The organism is Gemmatimonas sp. (assembly GCF_041689975.1).
Lineage (GTDB): Bacteria > Gemmatimonadota > Gemmatimonadetes > Gemmatimonadales > Gemmatimonadaceae > Gemmatimonas.
This window is the reverse complement of the sequence record NZ_JBDNFF010000059.1, coordinates 1-23845: the sequence shown is the minus strand read 5'-3', so window position 1 is coordinate 23845 and position 23845 is coordinate 1. Positions and strand designations below refer to the sequence as shown.

Sequence of the window (23845 nt, the reverse complement as noted above, 5' to 3'; positions counted from 1 at the left end):
GGGATTTTTGGTGACGCGCACGGCGGATGGACTGTTGTTCGTCGATGACTGACGCGGAGCTGGTTGTTCGGACCCGCTCAGGAGACCCTGACGCCTTCGGGACACTGGTGTCGAGGTATTACGACGCGTGCTGGCGTTTTGCGTACCATATGCTGGGAGAGCGGGCAGATGCGGAGGATGTACTTCAGGACACCTTCTTGCGCGCCTATCTCGCCATTGGCCGGTACGACGAGCGCGATCAGTTCCGCGGGTGGCTCTTTCGCATCCTGACCAACCAGTGTCGAAACGCTCTTACTTCCCGCGGTCGTCGCACGCGTCGTTTCGTGCAGGACGAGATTGCTCTTGAGTCCGCGCCCGCGCCTCAAGTCGGGCTCGCGACCGGCGTCGAAGACGCCGCGGTCATACGCGCGCTTGGTCAGCTCGACCCGCTCCAGCGGGAAGCGCTGCTGCTCAAGTACGCGGAGGGGTTGGAGTACGGCGAGATGTCCGCAATGACCGGCGCCGGCGAGTCGGCGCTCAAGATGCGCGTGAAGCGTGGCAGCGAGCGGCTGCGCGCCCTGATCGGGAGGTCGCTTGACTAGCCATGGCTCGTTCGGGCCCAACGAGCCCACGGACTTCGACTTGTCCACGTTCGCCGACGATGTGGTTTTGGTCGAGCGCGTGCGCGCCTCGTACGCGTCGCTGCCGACACCCGACGCGGGGCAGATCGCCCGCTGCACCACGGCGGTGCTGGCGGAAGCAATGCATGCGCCGACGCGTCGTTTTGGCGGGTTGCTGCGCCCTCGCTGGTGGTGGGGCGCGGTGGCGGCAGCCGTGCTGGTAGTGTCGGTCAGCACAGTGGCGGTACGGCGCGGCGGCATGAGCACAGGAATGCCGCACCTCGTGCAGCCGGTTGGCGCGACCACAGAGCGTGGAAACATCACGCGATTCGACCTCACGCTTCCGAGCGCGGCTCGTGAAGTCGCCTTGGTCGGTGATTTCAATGGGTGGGATGAATACGCCACGCCGATGGTTCGTCGCCGCAATGACGGCGCGTGGTCGGCGCAGGTGCCACTGCCTCCCGGACGTCACGTGTACGCGTTCGTCATTGACGGGAAGCGATGGCTCGTTGACCCGTTGGCCCCGCAGGTGCCCGACGAAGGATACGGGCCGGCCAACGCCGTGGTCGTGGACGGCCAGCAATGATGCACGGCGCCAAGACGACGCTGTGGTTGACTCTGCAGCTGCTTTCTGCATCGATCGCCTCGCCGCTGGCGGCGGCGACGCTGATGTCCACGACCCTCAGGGACACCGCTCAGGCGACCGCCTCGATCGCGGTGTCGATCGACACCATCCTTTTCCGCGATCCGCAGGGGCAGTTCGACGCCGCCCGGTTCGACACGCTCACCGCCAACGCCCTGCGTCTGCTGCTCGATGATGCGGTAGCCAAAGGGCTGCCCACGGCGCCTCTGATCAACCGCGCGTTGGAAGGAGCCGCTCGACGGGTGAGTGGCACTCGAATTCTGATCGTTGTCCGGGCGCATGCGGCCGCGCTGGCCGATGCGAAGCGGGCGCTGGGTGGGGCCAGCACCGTGGCCGAACTCGATGCCGGTGCCACTGCGCTGCGGGCGGGCATCGACGCGAACACGCTGGGAATGGTACGCAACACGCGCCCGGCAGGCACCGCCGTGACGGCACTCGTGGTGCTGACCGATGTGGTCCAACGCGGTGTGCCGACCTCGACGGCACGCGAGGCAGTCATCACGATCGCGCGCATTCCACGATCTGACGATGCACTGCTGGGCCTGCAATCCACCGTGGCGAAGTACTCGCAGCGAGGACCCGGTATGGCTGTCGAGGCGCTGAATCGCTATGTTCGAAGCACGGTCACCGGTGCCGTTTTGCCGTCCACTCCCGCGACGAGCGACCGCAAGCCGACCCGCCCTCCTGATTCGTGACACCCGCCCGCCGCCTCCTCGACGCGCCGCGCCGCCGCTCTTTGCTGAGCCGCGGAAGGGCGTTGCCACGTGCTTTCATGCTGCGCGTGCTGGCCAGCCTCTCGACGGCGTCATCGCTGTCGGCGCAGGTGCGCGGCGACGCCCCGATAGCGCCGGCGGCCACCATTGGTCCAGTAACCGACGCCTCCACGTTGTCCGTGCTTGGCATCGCGGCCCTCCCTGACGGCACCGGCAACTCTCTCACGCAGCGAAACGACCTGTGGCTTGGTGCCACGCAGCCGCTTGGTCGAATCGGGCGTGTCCGATTCGCCGCGCTCGCTACAGGCAACTGGCGCGTGCCGCAAGGCGTCGGCACCGACGGTCAGCTCGAAGGCACGCTCGCGCTCCGGGCGAGGGCTCGTATCGGCGAACAGCGCGTGTGGAGTGCGATCAGCTACGGCCACGCGTCGGTGAACGGCGCCAACCCCACCGCGAACATTCTTGGCAGTGCCATACCGCCGATGGCGGCCGGCGGTCTCGATCTTCGCGCCACCGATACCACGGTCTCCCGTCGTGTCGACGTGGGCGCCATCAGTCGCGCGGAAGCGGGAGTGATGACGAACGTATCGGGCATGGAGTTCTCGTTCGGCTTCTCCGTGGAACGCGCCACGCGCGCCACCACGCAGACGCTCACGATCGATCAACCCGATGCGATCATGATGCCGACCGTGAGTGGATCCACACGACTCGTGAGCAATCGCAACACGCGCTCGCTGCAGCGACGTGACATCGCGACCGGCATCGCATCGCTCGGCATTCACACCGGCCCGACGACGTGGTTGGTGTCGGTCACATCGCCGGTCGCGACGTGGATTTCCAACGACGCGCGCACGCCCAAGCCGAGCATGCTGCCCACGGTGGCTTCATTGGCGGTGGTCCAGCCGATCACCGCGTGGTTATCGCTCGTCGGCGCCGCCGCGACGAACGCCGCCACCGTGGGCGGTACGGCGTTGCGTGATGATCTCGACAATCGCCGCACGCGCAGCTTCGCCCCCGTCCTCGCGATCGGCGTGCGCATCGCGCGCGGGCCCTTCCGCGGTAGCGACGGCACGCCCGGTGGCATACTCGCCTTCGAGACGCGCACGCTCGGCGCTGTCGACTCGCTCGCAGTTGAACAGGGCGTCTCGGCCCCTGACGGGGACACGCTACGCGTGGTGCTGCTGATCGACGCGCCGCGCGCCGAGTCGGTGGAGCTGATGGGCGATGCCACCGAATGGATGGTGACGCAGATGCGACGGGCCACGAACGGGCGATGGAGAACGGAACTTAAACTCGCACCGGGGATGCACCGGATCACCGTACGCGCTGACGGCGGCACGTGGATCGCGCCGCCGGGATTGCCGATCGGGAATGACGATTACGGAAGCCCGGTGGGGATGATCGTAGTTCGCGGGAAGCGGAGATAGGTGCGAAGAGCTGAAGGGCGAACTCCTTAGGGTGCAGGAGGGAGGGTTTCAGGACCGAGGACGCAGTGGAACAGCGCGCTTTTCCTGCTTCCTGCCACCTGAAACCCTCTCTCCTGTTTCCCAGGGAGTTCGCTGTCAACTGCTCGCTTTTATCTCTCGGCGCACGCGCTCACTTCCCCCCCTTCACTCTGATCACTTGCGTCGTGCTATCCGTAATGCCCGCGCCTGAGACTATCAGAGTAAACCGATAGTCTCCCGCCGGAACTTGCGGAAAGTTGATGTTCAGGCTGCGTCCCGGCCCGCCATCCGGACGTCCATTGTCGTTGTACTTGATCGCCACCGGTGTGACCGACTTGGATAGACCGATCGAGCTGCCGAGCTTCTGGAAGAAGCCGGCGCCGACACGGGTTGCGCGCAGGGCGACCTGCAGCGGCTGTCCCGGAGAGACCGGGCGATACATCTCCCAGTAAATGCCGATCGACGTGCCGCCTTCGATTTCGTTGCTGCCGTACGCCTGCAGTGCATTGCGCTCCAACATCGGCGTGGCCGAGACGTCGCCGCGCTGCAGCAGCAGATACTCGGAGAGTCGAGTGCCGGCGGGCAGCGGCTTGATCACCGTGCGCGCCCGCGCGGCGCGCTTGCCGGCCGGTGCGAGCACTTCGAGACTGGCCAGCATCGGTGTCGAGATCGGCAACAGCAACGCGCCGTTGGCTTGCGCGCTGTCTCGCTTGGCCTGCAGCGGTTCGCGACCGTCGAAGGCATCGAGCGTGAGCGCGGCCGTGTACGGCGCGCGTCCCATCTCGAGTTCGCGCATCAGTCGGTAGCCACCCGCCACGATCGTGGTGTCGCCGCGCAGGAAGCGCGCGAACTGGTTCGGGAGAGCGCCGAAGCCGGTCGCGTACCGCGGTGCGTACCGCATGCGCGCCTTTTGCCGACGCGGATTCCAGTCGCCCGGCGTGGCGGAGAGCGGCGTCGCGATGGCTGAGGGAACCGGCATGAAATCGTAGCTCGGTGTGGGCTCGTGACCGATCACCGAGGGCGGACGCGGGTCGGCCACGCCGCCGTTCTGTACCGACCACGCGGTCGGCCAACCGTAACGCATCTGCGACTCGAGCAGATCATCGCCCCACTGCAGATCGTACGGGATGCGCGCCAGCGAGTGAATGCGCGACATCGTGCGGCGCGCGTACAGTTCGTTCTGAATATCGTTGGACGGAATCATCCACAACGGCTGTGCAAGGCGCAGCACGCGCACGTTCTGCGCGCTGCGGTTGGCGCAGGGTGTGGCAGAATATGCGGCGTGCATCGCGGGATCGAACCACCACGTGAGGTCGGTCCACGTGCACTGCTGCGCGACCGACATCGACGCGAGCGCGCGCGTGAAAGCAGCAGTGGCCTCCTTGTGCTGATTCGCGTTGTGCAGGGCCAGCCCTTCGAGCGCCTGGCACCACCACGGCGCGCCCTTGCACGCGCGGGCCGCACCGATCGCGACGTCACGCTGCTCCGACTCGATCGCATAGCGCACGCGCATGCCGTTCACCCAATCGTCCTTCGAGTCGGCTGCTTGTGCCTGCGCCAACAGATCCAGCAGCTGTTCGCGCTCGATCTTCGCATCGTTGCGCTCGGCCGGCGGCGGCACGTCGCCGTTGTTGTTCCAGTAGCAGATGCGCCCGAGCTGCACTTCGCAGAACGCATCGGCACCGCCGTTGTAGAAGCGCAGGCCCGTGCGATGATTCCGCTCGAAGCCGTCTTGCATGGTGCGCGCCTGCGAACCCAGTGAACTCATGGTGGCCGGGTTCCCACGCAGCGGGTCGACCGGGATGTTCGCCGCAGCGCCAAGCTGCGCGGAGCGCGCGGTATCAGCTGGTGGCGTGCCAACCGGCGGCGTCTGCGCCGACAGCGCCGGCGACCACCCCGACGACAGCGACAGGAGAGCCGCCAGCGTATACGAGAGCCGCGCGGCAGACACGAACCGGCGGCGAGCGATCTGTTTCACCAAGGGCCTGCTCCTGAGAGAAATCAAGGCGCCCCGTTGGAAACGGGACGCGTCGCGAGAAGATAACGCTCGGGGCACCGCCCCGGGATTCAGAAGGTCAACTTCACCCCGGCCGTAAGGGCCCAGTTGTGCGCAAGGTTCCCCTCGGCACGGAAGCCCACGGCATCCTCCGAATTGAATCGGCTCACCCAGTCCTTGGCCTGCACGCGAAGTGCAACGCGTTCGGCCAAACCGACATCAAGACCTACCCCGCCCGTGTACGCAATGTTCGAGGCACGCACATCGAGCAGGGAGTTCTTGATATCGTTGGTCAGTCCACCGATGCCGAGCTGCACGAACGGGGCAATACCGATCTTCTTGCCGGGCAGTCCGCCAAGCTCGAGTCCGGCATCGTACAGCCACGTCTTCACCGTCCCCACATTGACACCACCGAGCAGCGGCAACCCTATGCGCAGGTCTCCCGACGCGTAAGCCAGGTTGCCGACGAGTGCGATACCCTTGGTGAGCGGGATGCTGGCCTGTCCGCCAACCATCGGCGCATTCGTGGTCGAGAGGCTCGTGCCGATCGGGCGGTCGTACCAATTGCCGGTGATCAGGTAACCGCCGTAGGGCGTCAGTGTGGCCCCTACGCCGGCCTGCGCCGTCGCGGTATTGGCCACGAGGACCGTCGCCAGCAATGCCGACGTAACGGCAACGGCGAGTCGGCGTGACACGGGGGGCAATGAGGAGCGCGAGAGCAAAGCTGTGCGGACAGCATTCGACATAGTGGATCTCCGGAAGGTGACATCCCCCTTCAGGTGCATGTCGCGGACCGCCCGGGCCAGCAGCCATCCGCGTCCCCCCAATCAACGCCAAACTACTGATGCCGAATAACTTACCATTCGCTTTCGGTACAAACGTCAAGAACGCTGCACCACGAACGTCCCCGAAAGAGGACGCTCATCTGTCTACTCCGACTCGGGGTCCTGCGGCACGCCACGCAACTTTACCACCTCGGATTTCGTGCGGGCGCGGATGTTCAGCATTTCGACAATCACCGAGAATGCCATCGCCATGTAGGTGTAGCCCTTCGCGATGTGCTGCCCGAGTCCCTCGGCCACGAGATTCGTGCCGATCAGCACAAGGAACGCCAGCGCCAGCATCTTCACCGTGGGGTGCTCATCTACGAACGCGCTGATCGGCGACGCGGCGAAGAGCATCACCCCGAGCGCGATCACGTTCGCCGCGATCATAATGACGACGCTGTCCGCCATGCCGATGGCGGTGATGACCGAGTCGAGCGAAAAGACGATGTCGAGCACGGCGATCTGGGCCACCGTAGCCCACAACGAGCGTCCACCACTCGCTGTGGTAATCGACTCCTCGGGCCCTTCGAGCTTGCTGTGGATTTCCAGCGTGGCTTTGGCGATCAGAAACAGGCCACCGACGATCAGGATCAGGTCACGACCGGACACGGCCCGACCGAGCAGCGTGAAGAGCGGCTCGGTAAGGCGCATGACCCAGGTGATCGACAGCAACAGCGCCACACGCGAGGTAAAGGCGCCCATGAGGCCGAACTGGCGGGCCTTCGGCTGATCGGCCGGGGCCAGCTTGCCGGCCAGGATCGAGATGAAGATAATGTTGTCGATTCCGAGGACGACCTCGAGCAGCGACAGCGTCAGCAGGGAAATCCACGCCTGCGGATCAGAAAGCAGATCGATCATGGTCGCAAAGTAATCGGCTATCTTACCCAAATGTCTGCCCTCTCGAACACGTCCGCGTCGCCTGACGCCACCTCGTCTTCACGTCCTGCGGTCGTTCTGCTGTCGGGCGGTCTCGATTCCACGACCGTCCTTGCCGTGGCGCGACGAGACGGGTTCACGCCCTACGCCATGACGTTCCGGTACGGGCAGCGCCATTCCGTGGAGATCGACGCCGCTCGTCGGGTGGCGGCGGCGCATGGGGTCGCGAAGCACGTGGTGGTCGACATCGATCTGCGGCAGTGGGGCGGTTCGGCCCTGACGGCCGACGTGCCAGTGCCCAAGGACCGCGACGTCGAGCATCCGACCGACGAGATCCCGATCACCTACGTGCCGGCGCGGAATACGATCTTTCTGTCGTTTGCGCTGGCGTGGGCGGAGACGCTCAATGCGCAAGCCATTTTCATTGGGGTAAATGCGCTCGACTACTCGGGCTACCCCGACTGCCGACCGGAATACGTCCAGGCGTTCGAGCACATGGCGAATCTGGCCACGCGGGCCGGCGTGGAAAGCACGCAACGCCTCAGGATCCATGCGCCGTTGCAACATCTGACCAAGGCGGACATCGTCCGCCTTGGTCAGGAGCTTGGGGTGGACTATTCGATCACGACCAGCTGTTACGACCCGGCCCACGACGGAACGGCCTGCGGTCGCTGCGATGCCTGCCAGCTTCGCTTGCGTGGGTTCGCCGAAGCGGGATCGGCTGATCCGATCGCCTACGCCGCCGGAGCCTGATTCATGGCGTACACTGTTCGCGAATGCTTTTACACGCTGCAGGGCGAGGGTGTGCAGGCGGGGCGTGCCGCCGTCTTTTGTCGCTTTTCGGGCTGCAATCTGTGGACGGGGCGCGAGGCCGACCGGGCCACCGCCGTGTGCACCTTCTGTGACACGGACTTTGTGGGCGTGGGACCCGACGGTGGCAAGTTCACGACGGCCAGCGAGTTGGCGGCGTTTGTGAAGAGTCGTTGGCCGACCGACGCGCCGACGCATGTACGCCCGTTCGTGGTCTGCACTGGGGGCGAGCCGTTGCTGCAACTCGACGACGAGGCGGTTGCCGCGCTGCACGCCGACGGCTTCGAGATCGCCGTCGAGACCAACGGGACGCAGGTGCCGCCCAATGGGCTCGACTGGATCTGCGTGAGCCCAAAGGCACAGGCTCCGCTGGTGCTGACCTCGGGCCACGAACTCAAGCTGGTGTACCCGCAACCCACCGCGCTGCCGGAGCGCTTCGAAGCGCTCGATTTCCGTCATTTTCTGCTGCAGCCAATGGACGGCCCGCGGGCGGCGGAGAACACGGCGGCGGCCTTGGCTTACTGCCTGGCTCATCCGCAGTGGCGGCTCTCGGTGCAGACCCATAAAGCGCTCGGGATCCGGTAAACGGGAGCGGAACCCCGGCTCCGGAAACCGGAGGCCGCTGGCGAACCGGAGGTTTCCCGCATTGTGACAGCGACCCGTAGCGTGACGGTCATGGTTGGGCTAGGTTCCTCGCTCCGGACCGACCTCGACCCCAGAGCACCGCGCATCGTGATCTCATTCTCGCGCCAACTTCTTTCGCTCAGCCTGTGCGCCGCGCTCGTCGCGATCGCACCGCGTGCCGAAGGTCAGTCGGTGCAGAAGCTCGAGTCCCGGAAGCCGTTTGCCGCGTGGAGCGCCTCAGCGCAGAATCTCCGTGACTCCATCGTCGCGAAGGCGCGCGGACAGATCGGCACCCGCTACAAGCTGGGCGGCACGAAGCCGAATTTTGCGCTCGACTGCAGCGGCCTGGTGAAGTATGTGATGGGCGCCCTCGACGTGATGCTCCCGCGCACCGCGCAGAGGCAGGCGACGGTCGGCCGGGAAGTGCCGAAGGATCTCGCCGCACTCAAGCCGGGCGACCTGCTCACCTTCGGTCGTGGCAAGCGCATCTCGCACATCGGCATCTACGTGGGTGAAGGCCGCATGGTGCACGCGAGCACGTCGCAGCGTCGCGTGATCGAAACCCGCATTTCCGAGCGCTCGCCGCTCATTCGTCAATGGAAAGGCGTGCGCCGACTGGTCGACGGTGCCGGCGCCAACATGCGCGATTCGTTGCTCGCGTTTGCCGACTCGCTCGAGCAGTAACGCCACGTTGTAGTTGCGAACTCGACGTTCCGCCCCCAGCATTGGGGGCGTTTTTGTTTTCGAGCCGCCCTCCGGGAGGAATCCATGTCCGCACTGATCGCCCGCTCCACGCGCGCCGTGATGGTCACCGCGCCACTCTGTTTCGCCGTAGTACTGGCCACACCGCTGTCGGCGCAGCAACCGTTGCCGAAGGATCGACTGACCATCGCCGATTACTTCAACTGGGAAGATGTGGCCGCGCCGAGCATGTCGCCCGACGGCCGACAGATCATCTACACGCGCACGTGGATCGATCAGCTGAACGACAAACGTGAATCCTCGGTGTGGATCATGAATGCCGACGGCACGAAGAATCGCTTCCTGGTGAAGGGCGCCGATGCGAAGTGGTCACCCGATGGATCGCGAGTATCGTATGTCGCGCCGGGTGAACCCGGCGGCGCGCAGATCTGGGTGCGTTACATGGACGCCGAGGGCGCCGCCACGCAGATCACGCGACTCACGGAAGCGCCGTCCGATGTCGAATGGTCGCCCAACGGCAAGACGATCGGCTTCGGCATGCTGGTGCGCGGCACCGACTCCTGGCGTATCGCGATGCCGACCCCGCCGCGTGGCGCCAAGTGGACCGAGCCGCCGCGTGTCGTCACGAAAGTGAAGTACCGCGCTGATCGACAGGGCTTCCTCGAAGACGGATTGCGTCAGCTGTTCACCGTGCCGGCCGATGGTGGTACGCCAAGCCAGGTCACGAGCGGCGACTGGGCGGCCAATGGCACGACGTGGATGCCTGACGGCAAGAGCTTCGTGTTCACCTCGCTGCGCACGACCGACGCGGAATACGCGTGGCGGCAGAGCGACATCTACAAGGTGGACATTGCCACCGGTGCGGTTGCGGCGCTCACGTCGCGCAACGGTCCCGACAACTCGCCAGTGCCGTCGCCCGACGGCCGCTTCATCGCGTACACGGGTTACGACAGCACCGATGCGACGTGGAAGGACGCGACGATGTACGTGATGGATGCCGACGGCCGGAACGCGCGCGCGCTCACCGAGACGCTGGATCGTTCGCCGAGCGGGATGATGTGGGCGCCCGATGCCAGCGGCGTGTATTTCAACGTGGAGAACGAAGGAGCACGCAACCTGTATTTCGTGTCGCTCAAGGGCGACATCCGGCAAGTGACGAAGGGCGCGCACGTCCTCACCGTGAGCGATATCAACAAGAACTTCACGGCCGTCGGTGTGGCCACGTCGTCGGCGAAACCCAACGACATCGTGGCCTTCGATGTACGCACGCCGGCGATTCGACAGCTCACCGACGTGAACGGTGACGTGCTCGCCGGCAAGAAGCTCGCAACGACGGAAGAGGTGTGGTACACGTCGGTCGACGGCCAACGCATTCAGGGATGGATCGTGAAGCCGGCCGACTTCGACGCGTCGAAGAAGTACCCGCTCATGCTCGAGATTCACGGTGGCCCGCACTCGATGTACAACGTCGGTTTCAATTTCTCGCGACAGGATCACGCGTCGAACGGGTTCGTCATGCTGTACACGAATCCGCGTGGCTCCACCGGCTACGGCTCGACGTTCGGTAACGCGATCAAGAACGCGTATCCCGGGAAGGACTACAACGACCTCATGGCCGGCGTGGACACCGTGATCAATCGTGGCTTCGTGGACAGCAATCGGTTGTACGTGTTCGGCTGTTCGGGTGGCGGCGTGCTCACCGCGTGGACCGTCGGCCATACCGACCGCTTCGCCGCAGCGGCGTCCATGTGCCCCGTGATCAACTGGCTCAGCTTCGTGGGCACGACCGACGGATCGAGCTGGTACTACAACTTTGCCAAGTATCCGTGGGATGATCCCAGCGAACACCTCAAGCGCTCACCGCTGATGTACGTGGGCAACGTGAAGACCCCGACACTGTTGATGACGGGTGTGAACGACCTGCGCACGCCGATCAGCCAGACGGAGGAGTTCTACGAGGCCCTGAAGATCCGGAAGGTGCCGACGGCGATGATTCGCTTCAACAACGAGTGGCACGGTACCAGCTCGTCGCCGTCCAACTTCGTGCGCACGCAGCTCTATCTTCGCAGCTGGTTCGACAAGTATCTGGCGCCGCCCAAAGGGCAGCGTGTCACGCAGGATCAGCCGTGAGCACATCGGCGGCCACGCGTGAGTGATCTGGCGTTTCGGGGGCGCGGCGGCGATGTCGGCGGACGCGCTCCCGCGTGGTTGTTACGCAGCGCCGGCGCGGTGATAGGACTTGCGATCATGCAGCTCGCGGCAGCCCTCGGCGTGTGGACCGCCGTCGGCGTGCCGTCGTTCACCGCGCGCCTGGTCCTGATGCTGGCCGGCGCGCTGCTGGCCACGTCATCCCGCGGCGCGTGGCTGTGGCTGATCGCCGGATTCCTCAGCACCGTTCTCATGGTGGTGTGCTACACGCCGCTCGTGACGCCGTTGGTCGCCCCGTTCGTGAGACGTGACAACGCCGCGCCTCCCGGCACTCCCGGTGCGGGCACCCCCGATGCGGTTGTCGTTCTCTCGGGCAGCGTGACCTCAGAAGGGCGGGTGGCCGGCGCGGCGCTGGAGCGCCTGATCAGCGGCTTTCAGCAGGCGCGCCGGCTCGGCATTCCGGTGGTGGCACTGTCGGTGGTCGGCGACGACGCCGATCCGTCGGTCGAGAGCTCCGAGCGAGATCAGCGCGAGTTAGCCCAGCTGATGGCACCTGACCTCGAGCTCCGCTTCGTACGGAACGTGCACAGCACGCGCGACGAGGCACTCGCCTTTGCCGCGATCGCGCGCACGCATGGGTGGCGCCAGGTGGCGCTGGTGACGTCGCCTCTGCACTCGCGGCGCGCCTGTGGTGCCGTTGAGCACGCGGGGCTGGCCGTGCGCTGTATCCCGGCTGCCTCCCGCGAGTACGCGCTTTCCCGGCTCGATCGCCCGGAGAATCGGCGGCCGGCGTTCGCCGATGTGATGTATGAATCCGCCGCCACGCTGCTGTACATGATGCGCGGGTGGACGTCATAGGGCAGCACCCCATCACATCGTCGATTTCGCAAAAGCGTGATGCAAGACACTGTCATGCAGCGCTCGAGACCGGTACGTTTTTTAGGTTATCCTCCCTCTCGCCACTAATTCCATGAGCTCTTTCTTACCCCGTCAGCGTGGGACGTCCGCGCTTGCTGTTGTGCTCGCTCTTGCGCTGAGCGCTTGTACAGACACTGCGGCACGGGCCCGTAGCGATTCCCTGTCTGCGGCGCTAGCCAGCGCGAGCGCCGAACGCGACTCGCTTCAGGGGCTGATGCAGGGCACGGGCGCCGACAAGGACCGGGCGCTGGCGCAGGTCGTCGAGGCCTCGAAGTTTGCCGACGAAGTGGATGCCGAGCTGCGCAAGGTGCGCGGTCTGTCCAGCAAGGTGGGCGTCACGAAGAGCGACGAGTCGGGCAAGACGGAAGCCGCAGCGGCGCAGAAGGACATTCTCGACCGCCTCACGCAGATGCGACAACGGTTGGCGGCACGGCAGCGTCAGGTTGCCGCCATGATCGACACGCTCAAGACCATGCGCGCCGATTCGAGCGCGGCTGCGACGCTGCTGTCGGATCTCAACGCACGTCTCGCTATGCGTGACAAGGAGATCCTGGCCTTCCAGGACGAGATCCGCGCGCTGCGGTCGCAGAACGAGCAACTCGTGGTCGAGAAGGCTGTGCTTACCGACACGGTGAAGGCGATGGACGTGCGAGAGAACAAGGTGTTCTACATCGTCGGTTCACGTCGTCAGCTCATTGCCGACAAGCTCGTGACGGAAGAAGGTGGCTCACGTGGGCTCCTGATCGTGAAGCTCGGCAAGACGCTGGTGCCCGCACGGTCGCTCGACGAGTCGCGCTTCACGCGTGCCGATCGCCGCGAGGTGCTCACGATCCCGCTGCCGCGCAGCGATCGTCCGTACCGCATCGTGTCGCGTCACGACGTAGGACTGATCGAAGCGGCGAAGAAGGAGAAGGACGGGGCGTTCCGCGGCGAGAGCATCCGTATCACCGACCCCGTGAAGTTTTGGGCGGCCTCCCGCTATCTGATTCTCGTCGAGAAGTAACGACTTCGTCGCCCTACCGAGGCACGTCCAACTCCTCCGGCGACAGGGGCCGGATGGCCAGATCGACGGCAAGCCACGTGGTCTTCGCAAACGGATAGCAGAGTACGCAGCCGGAGAGCATCAGGAAGGCGGTCACGTACGTGATGAGATTCCAGGGCGGGTCAGGCCACGTGACGTACACGAAGCCGCAGACAGACAAGAACAGGATCAGTTCGACGGCGATCAGGTTGAACAGATACGCGCCGACGAAGTAGTCGCTCTCGCCGCGCTCGAGCCGGATGCCGCAGGTGGGGCAACGTTGTTTCAGCTCGAAGAACGATGCGAAGATCTTCCGTCCGCCGCAGTGCGGGCAATGCAATTGCAGCGCGCGGCGGACGAGGCGGGTGAATGACGGACGGGGCCCAGAAATCGTGGCGGCGTTCACCGCTGCGGAAGCGCGGCAAGAAATGCGCTGAGGTAGCCGCCCCATACCTTGGGCGCCGAGTGCGTGCCGTGTCCGCGCGTGTCCGGCGTGATGGGCAGCAGAATGAACTTGGTGCGCGGCATCATCGCGGCGTAGCGTTCGGCCATCCTCAGTTCGGGTGGATTGACCTCGTCGTCGGCCGAGTTGATGAACAACGCGGGCGCGGTGATGCGCGAAAGATTCGGCGACGGATCGTAGTCGCGTGACGCGTCGAACTGATACAGGAAGTCATTGGCGTCGGTCGCGGCCATGCGCGCATCGAGATAGGCCCGGATGACACTGTCGGCCTTGTCGCGCGTGGGCGCCTGCGTCTGCTGCACCAGCGGCGCGCTGGACATGATGTACAGCATCATCTGCGCGGCGCGCAGTCCCGGCGGCGCACTCGTGTACTCTCCGCCTTTCCACGCCGGATCAGTGCGAATGGCGTCCATCGCCATCGTGCGGATCATGCGATTCCGGCCGGCGATCTGCGTCGGCACGCACGCAAACGGCGCGAGACCGTCCATGAACTCCGGGTAGGTGTAGCCCCACACCCAGCCATGCATGCAGCCCATCGACGTGCCCATGATGAGCCGCAGATGGTTCACCTTGAGATGTTCGGTGAGCAACCGATGCTGGGCGGCGACCATGTCGTCGTAGGTGTACGTCGGAAAGCGCGCGTGCAGTCCATCGCTGGGCTTGGAAGAGCCCCCGTGGCCGATGCCGTCGGGCAGCACGATGAAGTACTTGGCGGTGTCAAGCAGCTTGCCTGGCGCGAAGAGCTCGCCGGCGTACCCGTTGGAGAGAAAGCTTCTCCCTGCACCACCGGTGCCGTGCAGGATCATGACCGCGTTCCGGACAACGCCCTTGGCGTCGCGCCGGGGGGTACCGAGGGTGGTGTAGTGCAGCCGCAGCTCGGGGAGTCGTTCACCCGAGCGAAAAGCGAAATCCTTGAGTAGGTAGTCGCCTTCGGTGCCGGCGCGAGCCCAACCTGCGGGAGACATTGAGGGTGCCTGGGCGTTGCTTACCGACGTCGCTAAGGCTGAGCTCGCAATGGAAAGCGAACTGAGCAAGAGTCGAAGAACCGATGCATGTGACATTTTGGAAAGTAATGCTGATCAGCGACTTACGCTGGAAACGATGGACGACACCGGATCGGAAACGTCTTCCCGAGCCGGACGGCAAGCCGGATCTCACCGCCTATTGTTTGCTTAACGCGGTTCTTCCTTTAGGTTCGCCAATCGTGGACTCGCGCAAGGTGTGCCCCCAGTGTGGGGAAGAATATGATCGCTCCGTTGCCTTCTGTGCCAAGGACGGTACCGGGCTCGTGTCGCCTGCTGCCCAGGCGGACCTCGTGGGTCATGTGATCGGCGGGCGGTATCGCGTGCTCTCGCACCTGGGCGAGGGCGGGATGGGTCAGGTGTACCTGGCCGAGCATGTTCGCATGAAGCGAATGAGCGCGATCAAGATCATGCGGCCGGCGCTGGTCGGCGATGCGGAAGCATTGCAGCGCTTCACGCGAGAGGCGGAGAATGCCAGCAAGATCTCGCATCCGAACGTCGCGTCGATTTTCGACTTCGGCGAAACCGACGAGGGTATGGTGTACCTCGCGATGGAGTTCGTGGACGGCGAAGCGTTGGCTGCCACCCTCAAGCGCGAAGGTGCGCTGCATCCCGTGGTTGCGGCCGACATCATCGGACAGGCAGCCGACGCGTTGCAGGCCGCGCACGACCTGGGGATTCTGCACCGCGATTTTAAACCCGACAATCTGATGCTCACGAAGCGTGCCGACGGTACGTTCGTCGTGAAGCTCGTGGACTTCGGTATCGCGCGCATGATGGAGAAGGGGGACCAGCAGGTCACGCGCACGGGCTACGCCGTGGGCACCCCCGAGTTCATGTCACCGGAACAGCTGGCGGGCGATGTGCTCGATAGCCGATCCGACCAGTATTCGTTGGCGCTGGTGGCGTTCATTGCGCTCACGGGGCACGATGCCTTCACGAACTCGTCGTCGAAGGAATCGCTGATTGCACGGCTCACGAGCCGTCCGCGTCGTCTCGATGAAGTGCGCACCGATCTCGACTGGCCAAACTCGCTGCAGGACGTGTTCGACAAAGCGCTGGCGCCCGATCCCGTGGACCGCTTCGCCCACGTCTCCGATTTTGGCTTCAAGCTCGGCAATGCCGTGATGGAGATGACGCCCACGCAGACGGCGGAGATTTACCGGCACGCGCTGGGCAATCGGATGCTGAGCGTGGCGTCGCGGACACCGGGCGACATGGCCGGTATTCTCAGTCCGGCGTTGAGTGAGGCGACGGCAAAGAAGGCGAAGGTGGAACCCAGGCGCCGCAGCGATCCGGTCGCCATGCGCCGTCGGCAGTCGGTGGTGCCGTACATCCTGTTACTCGGTGTCGCGACGTACGGCACGTGGTGGTACGGCTCGGCGCAGCAAACCGGACTTGCGCGCCAGGCCGCCGACAAGATCGGCATCTACGCCGGCGCCGCGCGCGACATGGTGAACGGCTACATCGAACGTGCGCCGGACGAGGCACCGCGTGTGGTGCTGCCGACCGATGCGGCACCGGCGGCGCCCGTGAAGAAGGCGAGCGCGAAGCGGCGCGCTGACAGCACGGCGCCGCCGAGTCTCGACTCGGCGGCGCCGGTAGTGCAGCCTGAGACGACGAAGGTGAAGGCGGATACTTTATAAAGTGGGGACTGGGAACGGCCAACTGCTTCCTAAGCAGTTGGCAATTGGCAGTAATCAGCCGCTACAGCTTAGAATCCGAATCTTACCCCTACGCTCACCGGCACGATCTGCAGCGACGCGCGGTTGCAGCCGACGGCACCGATGCAACTCAGCTTCGGCGTGCCATCGAACACGTGGTGTAACCGCGACTCGACAAAGGCAGCCATTCCGCCCAATCCGAATTCGATGCCGCCGCCGCCGTTGAGGCCGAACTTGGTCGTGTTCTCTTCATTGATGTTCAGCTGCGAGCCAGAGCAGTTGGCGGCGCATTTGGGGCTGTTGCGCACGTAGTAGCCACCCACGCCGCCGGTCAGGTATGGACGGACGGGCGAATTCTCGAGCGGAATGCCGAGCATCGCGTTGAGCGTGCCGGTCACCATGCTGTACCTGTTGGAGATGGTCACTTGTGTCGTGCTGCTGCCGGTCGTGACGAGGTTGCGGTCACCGAAGCCGTGATACATCACGTCGGCACGGATACCGAACGGACCGACACGACGGCCGAAGTCGACGAAACCACCGATGTTGAAGCCAGCAGGAGCCACGTCGTTGTAGTCACCGACTGGGAACGTGGCACCACCGAGGACACCAAAGCCGATGGCTGGCGCGGGTGTGGTGGAGCTCGCCTGCGCCTGCACGGCAAACGGAGTTGCGATGGCCACCAGGCCACAGAGAGCGCGTGTCAATTTCATGTGTGTTTCTCCTTGAGATGGGAATGCACGGAAGGAGAGGGCATGTCTTGTGCCGCGGGGGTGGCGTGAGTGCGCGGGGACCCGAAAAACGAACTCCCCAGGGACCAGGGAGGAGGATTTCAGGGGGCAGGAAGCCGGGAAACCCCACGCGCGTCACTCCCCTGCTTCCTGCCCCCTGAAACCCTCCCTCCTACTTCCTAAGGAGTTTGGCCGTTCACATCGCGCCGATAACATCCCCCGCCTCACACCGTCACTTCCCCGCGTCCAAATCATTCCAGTGTAAAATCGCGTTGAACCCGAGAAAGTACGTCCCCTGTGTCTGCCATCTCCAGAACGGACGAATCGCAAACATCACCACGTGTCCCTTTCCGATGGGCGCGTCGATCAGCTGTGCGCGGTTGGCCAGGCCTTCGCCGTTGGCGAGCGTACCCGAGAGCAGCATGTCGGCGGTGTTCGCCGGGAACTGCATGATCACGCGCGGACGCGAGCCGTCGATGCCAGTGGCTCCGCCGAATACCGTACCGCCGGCGGCACCCGCCCCACCGGCTGCTCCAGCGCCTCCGACCCCTCCACGGCCACTCTGACCTGCACCGGCAGCTGCGGCGGCCCCAACGGCGGCGCCACGGCCCGCGGCCGGCATCGGCGTGCCGGTCGAGTCGCTTGCACCGAACGTCCACGGGGAAATGCGCAACCGCACGGCGTTCGGCGTGATGTTCTGGCTGAGCGCCGACCCGCGTCCGCCACCGCCGGCGAAGAGTCCGGCCGATCCCGCCACAGAGAGCACGGGATCCTGATTGAAATACACCGGCATCTGCGCGTCGAAACCGTACGCCAGCGGGCTTGTGCGATCCGTGACCACTCCACGGAGAATCGTGCCGCGGGCGAAGAGTCCGGCCGGCGACTCCACCGTGATGCCGCTGGTGAGGTTGTACGCCGGGAAGATCGTGGTTGTCGACCCTTCCACGATCAGCGTGCCACCGGCTTGCACGAACTTGTACAGCTCGGTGAGTCCCTCGATGCCCATACCGCCGCGAATGTCATCGGCGCTGTCGTTGACGCCAAGGTTCGGCGTGGCTGCGGTCTTCTTGTACGGCAACGGCATGTCGCCCGACTTGATGAGGCCCGCCACATGTGACTGCGCACTGCCGCCCACGCTGGGATAAATGATCACGTCGTACTTCGCGCGAAGATTGCCTTCCCTGAGCTTGATATCGGCGAAATACGTGTACGGCACGCCATACGTATCGAGCGCCGCCCGCACCCATCCTTCGTCCTGCGTACGCTGCCACGCGTGGACGTAGCCGATACGCGGCAGATCCAGGTCGTGCATCTTGACGCTCGGTATGGCGGCGACGGCGTACCCGCTCAGACCCAGCTCCCTCAGCGTCGGCTCGAGCTTGGCGCGATCCCCCACCGGCACGATGAAGGCGCCGGCGCGGAACGTGCGACCGGCCGCTTCGAAGTCGGCTTCGGCGGCTTGCATGCGCACCGAAGCGTGCGTGGTGCGGAACTTCATCAGGTTGTTGTCGGTGGTGTGATCGACGATCAGCACCGCACCCGTACCCGCTATGCCGCCGGCCGCGTGCACCTTGGCCGTCACCGCGGTCATCCCCCGGTCGAGAATGCTCTGCTCGCCCACCGGCAGCACCGCCACGTTGCGCATGTACTGGAACGTCCAGCCGGTGTCGTCGTACGGGCTCGGATTGGACGGCGAGTAGTTCTGAACCGAGAAGTACATGTCGGCGAGCGTGCGATACGGCTGGTCGCCGCGCACGATGTAGTCACCCGGCTTCACATCAAGCGAGCCCACCGTGAACGCGCTGTTCGCGGTGTGCACTTCGAGCCCCTGCTTTCGTAGTTCATTCACGGCGTCCGCGGCGTCGGCCTTCCGGCGCTGCATGGCCGGAATCACCCACGCGAACGGGCCGGTGCCCGTCTTGCCTTTCTCCACCGCCCGCTTGTTCTTGATCCAGTAATTCTCGAGATAGAGCGACTTGTTGTCGGCGAAGTGCTTGAGCGAGAAGAGCACTGCCGACTGCTGGATGTTCGTATTGTTGCGCGGGCCCCACTTGATGTACGGCAGTGGTGGATTCGGACGGAACCACTCGCGGCTCGTGGTGGTCGCCGGCGGACGCACTTCGTAATTGTCAGGCCCGTAGCTCTGCACTTCGTAGAAACGACCGATCGCGTTCTTCGTGTGCGCCACGAAGAACATGTAGTTCGGCGTCCAGCCGTCGTAGAATCCGTACGTCCACACACCCGGCACGCCACGCTTCGTCAATTCCTGCACATCCACCTGCGCCATCATCCACCACTCGGTCACCGTGATCGGATCGATGGCCTCGTTGTACGGGCCGGTGCCGGTGCTCGAGTAGAGATACGTGACCGACTCGTGCAGATCGTGCATCACCTGCGGCTTCCACTCCAGAAAGAAGTCGTTCACGTTCTTCGTGAGTGACAGGAACTGGCCCATGCCATCACGATTGTTGTCGTGCGCGACGTACTTGCCCCAATACATCAGCGGCAGGCGCGCGGCGCCGACCGGCAGCTTCTTGTTGTAGTAGTACGTGTCGACCTGCTTCTCACGGCCGTCCACTTCGATCACGGGGGTGATGAAGGTGATGATGTTGTTTCGGATCTGCTGGATGAACGGCGTCTCTTCGACGATGAGTCGGTACGCCAGCTCCTGTAGCATCTCGGGACCGCCGGTTTCCGGCGAGTGGATGCCACTGGTCAGCCAGTACATCGGCTTCGTGGTGCCGATCAGCCGCCTCGCCTCCGCCTCGCTCGTCTTGCGCGGGTCGCTGAGCGCGGCGATGTCGCCCTTGAATGTGTCGAGATTCGCAATAGTCGCCGAATCGGCGATCGCCAGCACCACCATGTCGCGCCCTTCTTCTGTCTTCCCGATCGTCCAATACCGGGCGCGGGGCGACGCCTTGCCGAGCGCTTCGAAGTAGCGATGAATATCTTTCGCGTACGTGAGCTCGCCGGGCGTGCCTACTATACGACCGTGGAACTTGAGCGGCGTCGGAACCGTGCTCGACAACGGCAGATGATCCACCAGCTCGGTCGTAATGCGCGGGTCCTGCAAGTATTCCTTGATCTTCGCGGTATATGCTTCGTCGATCTGCTGTACGCCGGCACCGCTTCCGGCTGCTCCCTGCCCTGACGCCGACGCCGGCGCGGCCGCGACGAATACCGCGGTTGCAACCAGAGCGTGAACGAACGCCGCGCGCCGTCGCTGAATGCTGCCGGCCATGGACTGTCTCCTCGAGAAGGTGAACCACCTGCTACGGAGAGAGTACGCAACACATGGCGCGAGCGCTCATGCGGTGCAGATTGTGAGAGCAGTTCCTCCGCCGCTTGCGGGTAGAGGTCGCTCGGTTCCTTCCGCCAATCACCACCATGCGCGCTCTACCATTCGCCGTCCGACGCAGCGCGCTCGCGCTTCCACTTGCGCTTGCCCTCGGCATGCTCGTGGCCGCGGTTCCTGCCCGGGCGCAATCGTCGGGGTTCCCCACCACCGCACCCCTCCCGTGGCCCCCGGTCGCGACGTTCTCCATTCTCGCCTACGACCCCGCTACCGGTGAAGTCGGGGGCGCCGTACAGTCGCGCGTGTTTTCTGTGGGGAACGGTGTGCTCTGGGCTGAGGCCGGCGTCGGCGCCGCCGCGACGCAGGCCATCGTGGACGTGAGCTACGGACCGCAGGCGATTGCGTTACTGCGTCAGGGCGTCAAGCCTAGCGACGTGGTGACGCGCGTGTGGCAGAGCGATCCCGATCCGCGCCCCATGGACTGGACCAAAGAGGGCCGCCAGTTCGCCGTGATCGACGCGCAGGGCAACGTGGCCGCCTATACGGGGCCCAAGGCCACCGACTGGGCCGGCGACAAGCAGGGGAAGTTCTGCACCGCGCAGGGCAACATCCTGGCCAGCGCCGAGGTGGTGAGTGCCATGGTGAGCGCGTTCGAGAACACGGAGGGGCATCTCTCCCTACGGCTGATGGCGGCGCTCGAAGCCGGACAGATGGCCGGGGGTGACAAACGCGGCATGCAGTCGGCCGCGATGTTGATCGTGAAGAAAGACGGCGGCGTCTGGCTGCACAATGATGTCGTACTGCGCCTGCAGGTCGACGACAATCCGGAGCCGATCAAGGAATTACGCCGATTGGTAGAGAAGGCGGCCACCATGCGGAGACCGCGCCGATGAGATGCGGACACGGCCTCATGTTGAGTGTGGCCCTGTGTTTCGGCGCGGCGGTATTGCCGGCACAGTCCACGGAGACACCACCAGCCGCGCTCAAAACGCAATACGTCATGTTGGTCATCTCTGACGGCGTACGCTGGCAGGAAGTGTTCAACGGCGCCGAAGCGGCGCTAATGGGCAAGGCTGGCGCCGTGTCTGACACCGCCTCACTACGACGCGACTTCTGGCGCGACTCGCCGCAATCGCGACGGGAGGCACTCTTCCCGTTTTTATGGGGCACCGTTGCCACGGAGGGACAGCTGTTTGGAGACAGCGCCAGCGGCAGTCAGGCGCGCATCACCAATACCATGAAGTTCTCGTATCCCGGATACAGCGAAACGTTCACTGGGTTTGCGGACGCACGCATCGACAGCAATAACCATCCGCCCAACGAGAACACCACCGTGTTCGAGTGGCTCAATCGCGATGCGGCCTTTCGCGGTCGGGTCGCCGCCTTCGCCACCTGGAACGCCTTCAGTCGCATCATCAACGCCGAGCGAAGCGGCATACCGGTCTACGACGGATGGTCACGAGGTGTAGCCCCATCGGCGTCGCCGCGATCCGCGTTGCTGCGTGATCTCTATGCCACCACGATTCGCCTGTGGCCCGACAATGCCTTCGACGCCCTCATGCATCAGTCGCTACTCGAGTATCTCGGCGCTCATGACCCGCGCGTGTTGTTCGTAGGCTACGGTGAGACCGACGAGTGGGCCCATGCCGGCAAGTACGACATGTACCTGCGCTCGGCGCGCAACATGGACGGGTACCTCGCGCAGCTGTGGGCGCGTATGCAGGCGGATCCGCGCACGCGCGACAAGACCACGCTGATCGTGAGCACCGACCACGGACGCGGCTGGGGACGCGAGTGGAGCGATCACGGCAAGGACGTGGCCGGCGCCGAGTTTATCTGGACGGCGGTAATCGGTCCCGACACACCTGCCCGCGGCGTGCGCGCGCAGACGCCGGTGCAGCAGGCGCAGGTGGCCGCCACGATCGCGGCGCTGCTGGGGCGCGATTGGCAACGGGCGGAGCCGAAAGCGGCCCCGCCCTTGCCCATCTTTCGCTAGCGCTGCCTCAATCGCCTACAATGCCTCGAGAGCGAACCGGTCGTCTGCGATGTCGTCAGCGCGGCGGTCTAGTGACCGCGGGCACTCCTGCCGCGACCGCGGCGGCGTTCAACCGGTCGAGCATCGCCCCCAGTACGGTCGACGCGCGCCCGCGCAGCGCCGTCCAAGCCTCCGCCAACTCGCTCGCACGCGCCACGCGCGCCGCGCTCGGGCTTCCTTCGGCGGAGCCGCTGCCGTAGCCGCCATCGCCGACGAGCGTGCCGTACAGCGTCTGGTACTGCACCAACAGGCCGGCTGCGACCTCCGGGCCATTGGGCGATGCGGGACCGGTCGCGCGTTCGAGATCGTCGGCGCCAGCCACGACGCTGTCGGCCAGCGCCCGTACAGCGGCGGCATTCACCGCACGGGCTTTGAGCTGCTGTGCTGCCGTGCGCACAGCACGCATCGACTCGAGCGTGCGCGTGATTGTCGAGATCGTATCGCGCACGGCGACGGACAGTGCGTACTGGGCGTCGTAGTCGGCGGGCGTGTGACCGGCGGTGGGATTCGGCACAATGAGGAGCGGGCGCTCATCGGCCTCGGTGCCGGTACCGGTACCTGCCGCAAGACGCACGGAGTAGCGGCCTGGCGGCATCTTCACGCCGCGCCCGCTGGCGCCGAGGGGATCGCGCGCCGAGCTGGGGCCCGGGCCTCGGAGATCCCACACGACGCGTTGCGCCCCCGGGGTGGCGTCGAGGCGCTGGCTTGCGGGGAGGCTTGTATCGGCCCGCCACGACCGCACGACCGCGCCGCCGGCATCCCGCACCTCGAGCACGAAGTCGGGCTGCGCGCGTGCGAGGACATAGTTCAGGTGCGCGCCAAACGGACGGTCATCCGGCAGCTCGAGATCGACCTCCTGCAGCGGCACGTTGATCGTCCCGCGTTCGGCCGGCCGCGGCGTGAACAGGCGCCTTGCACGCGGCGTCGCATCGGCCGCCAGCTCGCGCAGCGGGGTCAAGTCATCAAGCACCCAGAACGATCGCCCCTGCGTGGAGAGCACAAGGTCGCCACGGTGGATGCGAAGGTCGGTGATCGGCGAGCGAGGCAGGTTGCCCTGCAGCGGCTGCCATAGCAGGCCGTCGTCGAGCGAAGCGAAGAGCCCGAACTCGGTGCCGGCATACAGCAGCCCACGCTGCTCAGGGTCTTCGCGCACGACACGCACGGGATGGTCGGTCGGCAGGCCGCCAGCTCCCGTGCCGAGGCGGATCCAGGTGCGGCCAAAGTCGTCGGTGCGCCAGATGTACGGCGTGAAGTCGTCCAGGCGATACCGCTGCGCCGCCACGAACACCCGGCCCGGCGCATGGGCCGAAACGTCG

General features: G+C 65.1%; 20 protein-coding genes and 1 pseudogene. 13 read left to right on the top strand and 8 right to left on the bottom strand.

What is annotated here, in order from left to right; genetic code table 11:
• Nucleotides 1–44: 44 nt before the first annotated feature.
• From ACESNG_RS04505 to ACESNG_RS04490, 4 genes are all read left to right on the top strand, one after another.
• Nucleotides 45–581, top strand: coding sequence for an RNA polymerase sigma factor (locus ACESNG_RS04505; RefSeq protein WP_373063760.1), 537 nt, complete (start codon nt 45–47; stop codon nt 579–581).
• Complete coding sequence (locus ACESNG_RS04500; protein WP_373067976.1) at nt 574–1185, top strand: isoamylase early set domain-containing protein; 612 nt, start codon at nt 574–576, stop codon at nt 1183–1185. Before ACESNG_RS04505 ends, ACESNG_RS04500 begins: the two co-directional genes overlap by 8 nt.
• A complete protein-coding gene (locus ACESNG_RS04495) occupies nt 1182–1937 on the top strand; it encodes a hypothetical protein (protein ID WP_373067974.1) in 756 nt (251 codons plus the stop codon). The genes ACESNG_RS04500 and ACESNG_RS04495 overlap by 4 nt, the downstream gene beginning before the upstream one ends.
• 62 nt (nt 1938–1999) lie before the next feature.
• Nucleotides 2000–3382 (top strand): glycogen-binding domain-containing protein, encoded by a 1383-nt coding sequence (locus ACESNG_RS04490; protein WP_373060590.1) that lies wholly within the window; start codon nt 2000–2002, stop codon nt 3380–3382.
• A 169-nt stretch (nt 3383–3551) separates the two neighbouring features.
• On the opposite strand, the gene ACESNG_RS04485 is transcribed toward ACESNG_RS04490, so the two are convergent.
• The 3 genes from ACESNG_RS04485 to ACESNG_RS04475 all read right to left on the bottom strand — a co-directional run bounded on the left by ACESNG_RS04485 (nt 3552) and on the right by ACESNG_RS04475 (nt 7081).
• Nucleotides 3552–5378, bottom strand: a complete 1827-nt coding sequence (locus ACESNG_RS04485; protein ID WP_373060589.1) for a hypothetical protein — start codon at nt 5376–5378, stop codon at nt 3552–3554.
• Between the two features lie 89 nt (nt 5379–5467).
• Entirely contained in the window at nt 5468–6142 is a 675-nt protein-coding gene (locus ACESNG_RS04480) for an outer membrane beta-barrel protein (protein WP_373067972.1), read from the bottom strand.
• A 183-nt stretch (nt 6143–6325) separates the two neighbouring features.
• On the bottom strand, nt 6326–7081 hold the full coding sequence (locus tag ACESNG_RS04475; RefSeq protein WP_373060587.1) for a TerC family protein: 756 nt from the start codon (nt 7079–7081) through the stop codon (nt 6326–6328).
• Between the two features lie 30 nt (nt 7082–7111).
• Between ACESNG_RS04475 and queC the strand changes: the two genes are divergently transcribed.
• The 6 genes from queC (at nt 7112) to ACESNG_RS04445 (ending at nt 13304) form a co-directional block, all read left to right on the top strand.
• A complete protein-coding gene (gene queC / locus ACESNG_RS04470; RefSeq protein ID WP_373060586.1) occupies nt 7112–7852 on the top strand; it encodes a 7-cyano-7-deazaguanine synthase QueC in 741 nt (246 codons plus the stop codon).
• A 3-nt stretch (nt 7853–7855) separates the two neighbouring features.
• Nucleotides 7856–8494: a 7-carboxy-7-deazaguanine synthase gene (gene queE / locus ACESNG_RS04465; protein ID WP_373060585.1), complete on the top strand. Its 639-nt coding sequence runs from the start codon at nt 7856–7858 to the stop codon at nt 8492–8494.
• 147 nt (nt 8495–8641) lie between these two features.
• Nucleotides 8642–9217 (top strand): C40 family peptidase, encoded by a 576-nt coding sequence (locus tag ACESNG_RS04460; RefSeq protein WP_373067970.1) that lies wholly within the window; start codon nt 8642–8644, stop codon nt 9215–9217.
• Nucleotides 9218–9301: 84 nt separating this feature from the next.
• Nucleotides 9302–11365: a prolyl oligopeptidase family serine peptidase gene (locus tag ACESNG_RS04455; RefSeq protein WP_373060583.1), complete on the top strand. Its 2064-nt coding sequence runs from the start codon at nt 9302–9304 to the stop codon at nt 11363–11365.
• 18 nt (nt 11366–11383) lie between these two features.
• Nucleotides 11384–12241 (top strand): YdcF family protein, encoded by an 858-nt coding sequence (locus tag ACESNG_RS04450; protein WP_373060582.1) that lies wholly within the window; start codon nt 11384–11386, stop codon nt 12239–12241.
• A gap of 112 nt (nt 12242–12353) precedes the next feature.
• Complete coding sequence (locus ACESNG_RS04445) at nt 12354–13304, top strand: hypothetical protein (RefSeq protein ID WP_373060581.1); 951 nt, start codon at nt 12354–12356, stop codon at nt 13302–13304.
• Between the two features lie 13 nt (nt 13305–13317).
• On the opposite strand, the gene ACESNG_RS04440 is transcribed toward ACESNG_RS04445, so the two are convergent.
• Nucleotides 13318–13728 carry a DUF983 domain-containing protein gene (locus ACESNG_RS04440; RefSeq protein ID WP_373060580.1) on the bottom strand — a complete coding sequence of 137 codons (411 nt, stop codon included), beginning with the start codon at nt 13726–13728 and terminating at the stop codon, nt 13318–13320.
• Complete coding sequence (locus tag ACESNG_RS04435; RefSeq protein ID WP_373060579.1) at nt 13725–14750, bottom strand: alpha/beta fold hydrolase; 1026 nt, start codon at nt 14748–14750, stop codon at nt 13725–13727. Before ACESNG_RS04435 ends, ACESNG_RS04440 begins: the two co-directional genes overlap by 4 nt.
• Before the next feature lie 323 nt (nt 14751–15073).
• Here ACESNG_RS04435 and ACESNG_RS04430 point away from each other — a divergent pair, with 323 nt between their 5' ends.
• Nucleotides 15074–16453, top strand: coding sequence for a serine/threonine-protein kinase (locus tag ACESNG_RS04430; RefSeq protein ID WP_373067968.1), 1380 nt, complete (start codon nt 15074–15076; stop codon nt 16451–16453).
• A gap of 68 nt (nt 16454–16521) precedes the next feature.
• Here the strand turns inward: ACESNG_RS04430 and ACESNG_RS04425 are convergent, their stop codons facing one another.
• On the bottom strand, nt 16522–17181 hold the full coding sequence (locus tag ACESNG_RS04425; RefSeq protein WP_373060577.1) for a hypothetical protein: 660 nt from the start codon (nt 17179–17181) through the stop codon (nt 16522–16524).
• A 250-nt stretch (nt 17182–17431) separates the two neighbouring features.
• Complete coding sequence (locus tag ACESNG_RS04420; RefSeq protein WP_373060576.1) at nt 17432–20440, bottom strand: M14 family zinc carboxypeptidase; 3009 nt, start codon at nt 20438–20440, stop codon at nt 17432–17434.
• A 146-nt stretch (nt 20441–20586) separates the two neighbouring features.
• On the opposite strand from ACESNG_RS04420, the gene ACESNG_RS04415 reads away from it, so the two are divergent.
• Together ACESNG_RS04415 and ACESNG_RS04410 are read left to right on the top strand one after the other, a co-directional pair.
• Entirely contained in the window at nt 20587–21387 is an 801-nt protein-coding gene (locus ACESNG_RS04415) for a DUF1028 domain-containing protein (RefSeq protein ID WP_373060575.1), read from the top strand.
• 17 nt (nt 21388–21404) lie between these two features.
• Nucleotides 21405–22490 carry a hypothetical protein gene (locus tag ACESNG_RS04410; RefSeq protein WP_373067966.1) on the top strand — a complete coding sequence of 362 codons (1086 nt, stop codon included), beginning with the start codon at nt 21405–21407 and terminating at the stop codon, nt 22488–22490.
• A 55-nt stretch (nt 22491–22545) separates the two neighbouring features.
• On the opposite strand, the pseudogene ACESNG_RS04405 reads toward ACESNG_RS04410, so the two are convergent.
• Nucleotides 22546–23845 (bottom strand): annotated as a pseudogene (locus ACESNG_RS04405) (hypothetical protein); the annotation flags it as partial.